Below are 3,590 nucleotides of genomic sequence, written 5' to 3'. Positions count from 1 at the left end.
GCCCTCGACTATAGCATGGGTTGAGGGCGCAATACAAGACTATCGCAATTTCTTCGCCGCTGCACCGACTGACATCGCACCAATGCCTATGCGCCGCTCATAAGACTCAAGGCCAAACCAAGCCTTCGCCTCCAGCTTGAGCCCAGCCAGGCTGCGGGGCGCATAGCCCTCCTTGCGCCCGCCACCGATAATCCAGCCCCTATGGCACTTATCACCCTACTGGACGCCCAACTCGCATTTGGGCATGTTGCACTGCTGGACCACGCCGGCTTTTCCCTGGAGACTGCTGAGCGCGTTGGCCTGATTGGCCGCAATGGCGCGGGCAAGTCTTCGCTTCTCAAGATCCTGGGAGGCCTGGCAAAACCTGACGATGGGGCACTACAAGTACAGCAAGGGGTGCGAATTGCCTTTGTTGCCCAGGAGCCCACCCTGGATCCCGAAGCCACGATCTTCAAGGCCGCCTCTGAGGGCCTGCAGCGGGTGATTGGCATCCGCGATCAGTACCTGTCCGGCGCCGAGGGCCTGGATCTGGACGCCTTGCAATCAGAGATCGAGGCCTATGACGCGTGGAATTGGGAGCAGCGCGTCGAAGAAACGCTGCACCGTCTGCACTTGGACCCGGAGGCCGTGGTCGGAACCCTGTCGGGCGGGACCAAGAAGCGGGTTGCCTTGGCCCAGGCACTGGTCGCTCGGCCTGACGTTCTGCTGCTGGACGAACCCACCAACCACCTGGATCTGGACTCCATCGAGTGGCTGGAAGATCTGCTGCTGGACTTTTCGGGCAGCGTCGTCACGATCACCCATGACCGCTCATTTCTGGACCGGGTCGCCACCCGGATCGTCGAACTGGATCGGGGGCAATTGCGTTCATACCCAGGCAATTTTGCGCAGTACCAGATACAAAAGGAAGAACAGCTCGCCCAAGAGGCGGTGATCGCCGCCAAGGCCGACAAATTGCTGGCCCAGGAAGAAGTTTGGATACGCAGGGGAGTGGAGGCGCGCCGCACCCGCAGCCAGAGCCGCATCAGCCGGCTTGAACAGCTGCGCGCGCGCCGCGAGGCCCGCCGTGATGTGGTGGGGAGCGTGCGCATGGACGTGGCCACCGGCGGATCGAACGGCTACCAGGGCAAGATCGTGGCGGAATTGACGGGGGTGAGCAAGGCCTTTGGCGAGAAGACCATTGTTCGCAACTTCACGGGCACCATCCTACGGGGCGACAAGGTGGGCTTGATTGGCCCCAATGGCGCAGGCAAGACCACCCTGCTCAAGATGATCCTCGGGGAGCTGCCTGCCGATCACGGCACGATCCGCCAGGGAGCCAACCTGCAGGTGGCTTATTTCGACCAGATGCGCCACGCCGTGAACCTCGATGCAACGCTGGAGGATTTCATCAGCCCCGGCAGCGAATGGATTGAAATCGGCAACCAGCGCAAGCACGTCAAAAGCTACCTGAGCGACTTCCTTTTCTCACCGGCCCGCGCGCATTCTCCTGTGCGTTCCTTGTCAGGCGGCGAACGCAACCGGCTGTTGCTGGCGCGGTTGTTCGCACGCCCCGCCAACGTTCTGGTGCTGGACGAGCCGACCAACGACCTGGACATCGACACCCTGGACCTGCTGGAAGAACTGCTGGAAAACTACGATGGCACCGTGTTTCTGGTCAGCCACGACCGGACCTTCCTCGATAACGTGGTCACCAGCACCATTGCCTTTGAAGGCGACGGGCTCTGGCGTGAATACGAGGGAGGGGTGCAAGACTGGCTGGAGCAATCCAAACGCAGCAAGGCCATCCAGGCGTCGGCCACCGCTGCAGCAGCTACGCCCAAACCATCCACCTCTGAAACTTCAAGCAAAAATAGCTCTTTGCGCCCGTCAGACAAGCCTGAGCAGCTATCAAAAAAGAAGCTTTCTTATAAAGAGCAACGAGAGCTGGAGCTGCTCCCTGGCCAGATCACCGCCCTCGAGACGGAACAGCAGGTGTTGCAAGATGCGCTGGCAGACGGAAGCCTGTACAGCAAAGACCCAGCGCGCGCCGCCGAGATGGCGACCCGTGCCGCCACCATTGACGACGAACTCATGGCCGCTCTGGAACGCTGGACGGAACTGTCTGCCTGATGGTGGCTTGCCCCGTCCGCGCCCGGAGGTTGAACGGGCCGCCGGGGCAGGATACAAGCCCAGGCCCCAAGAAAGCCGACATGGGTGGTGGGGCGCGGAACGTCAGATGCGGTGGTGCAGCCGGTCCGTCGCGCCACGCAAGCGCGTGATCAGCGCCGGAGCGATCTGACCCAGCGGCAGAACCTCGTCGGCTGCGCCGTGGGCGATGGCCTCGCGTGGCATGCCAAACACGATGCAGGTCGCCTCGTCCTGCACATAGTTGTAACTGCCAGCGTCTTTCATCTCGCGCATGGCGGCAGCACCATCGTTGCCCATGCCGGTCAGCATGATGCCGAAAGCGTTGCGCCCCACCACCGCCGCAGCAGACTTGAACAGCACTTCGACCGACGGCTTGTGGCGGTTGACCGGGGGGCCGTCATCGACCACGGCCACATAGTTGGCGCCACTGCGTGCCACATGGAACTGGGTGCCCCCCGGCGCGATGTAGGCATGGCCTGGCAAGATGCGCTCGCCATTGACCGCCTCTTTCACCGTGATCTGGCACAGCCCGTTGAGCCGGGCGGCAAAGCTCGTGGTGAATCCTGGGGGCATGTGCTGGGTGATCACGATGGCCGGAGAATCGGCCGGCATCTGGACCAGCACTTCCTTGATCGCCTCCGTGCCACCGGTGGACGCGCCGATACAGATCAGCTTTTCCGTGGACAGGCGCCCCAGCAACGCAGAAGCCGGTGCAGGCGCATGTGCTGCCCCGCCCCCACCACCCGCAGGCGCCGCATCCCGCACCGGAGCACGGCGAACCTGCGCCACCGCCGCCACGCGGATCTTGTCCACGATCTGGGCCGCTAGGTCGTTGAGCCCGCTGGCCAGGCCGACACGCGGCTTGGCGACAAAATCGATGGCCCCGAGTTCCAGCGCCTTCATCGTGACCTCGGCCCCACGTTCGGTCAGCGTGGAGATCATGACCACCGGCATGGGGCGCAATCGCATCAGGCGGCCCAGAAAGTCGATGCCGTCCATGCGCGGCATCTCGACATCCAGCGTGATGACATCCGGATTCAGCTCACGGATCATCTCGCGCGCCACCAAAGGGTCATTGGCCGAGCCAATGCACTCCATATCACGCTGCCGGTTGATGATCTCGGACAGCAGACTGCGGACCAGCGCCGAATCGTCCACCACGATCACCCGGATTTTCCTGCTCATTAACGCGAACCTTCCTCAAAACAGATCAACAGAACCACCGGCAGTGGATTTGACCACCGTGACAGCATTGCCGCGTGCCTCCTGGGCCAAAGCATCGGGATGGGCATGTGCCAGGCGCTTGACCATGGCCTTGCCCGTCACGGGAAAGAAGACTACCTTGCGCGGGTAAATATCGAGCACATCCTCAGAGACGATGGGAATGCGCTCCGTGTGCAGGTAGTTGAGCACAAAATTGGTGTTCCTCTCTCCCACATTCTGTTGGTGCCGATGCAATC

The 3,590-nt window shown here is 62.2% G+C and carries 2 protein-coding genes and 1 pseudogene; 1 reads left to right on the top strand and 2 read right to left on the bottom strand.

Translation table 11 applies throughout. The annotated features are described in order from the left end of the window. Positions 1-201: 201 nt before the first annotated feature. Positions 202-2,112, top strand: a complete 1,911-nt coding sequence (locus DBV10_RS22575; protein ID WP_124515773.1) for an ATP-binding cassette domain-containing protein — start codon at positions 202-204, stop codon at positions 2,110-2,112. 102 nt (positions 2,113-2,214) lie between these two features. Here the strand turns inward: DBV10_RS22575 and DBV10_RS22570 are convergent, their stop codons facing one another. Further along, the gene (locus tag DBV10_RS22570) at positions 2,215-3,315 is read right to left on the bottom strand and encodes a chemotaxis response regulator protein-glutamate methylesterase (RefSeq protein WP_124515772.1); all 1,101 of its coding nucleotides are present in this window, start codon (positions 3,313-3,315) and stop codon (positions 2,215-2,217) included. A gap of 15 nt (positions 3,316-3,330) precedes the next feature. Next, positions 3,331-3,590: pseudogene (locus DBV10_RS22565) on the bottom strand (chemoreceptor glutamine deamidase CheD); the annotation flags it as partial.

It is taken from the genome of Acidovorax sp. FJL06 (genome assembly GCF_003852545.1).
Classification (GTDB): Bacteria; Pseudomonadota; Gammaproteobacteria; order Burkholderiales; family Burkholderiaceae_C; genus Acidovorax.
Note: the sequence above shows the minus strand (reverse complement) of the source record. Positions and strands in the feature narration are given on the sequence as shown.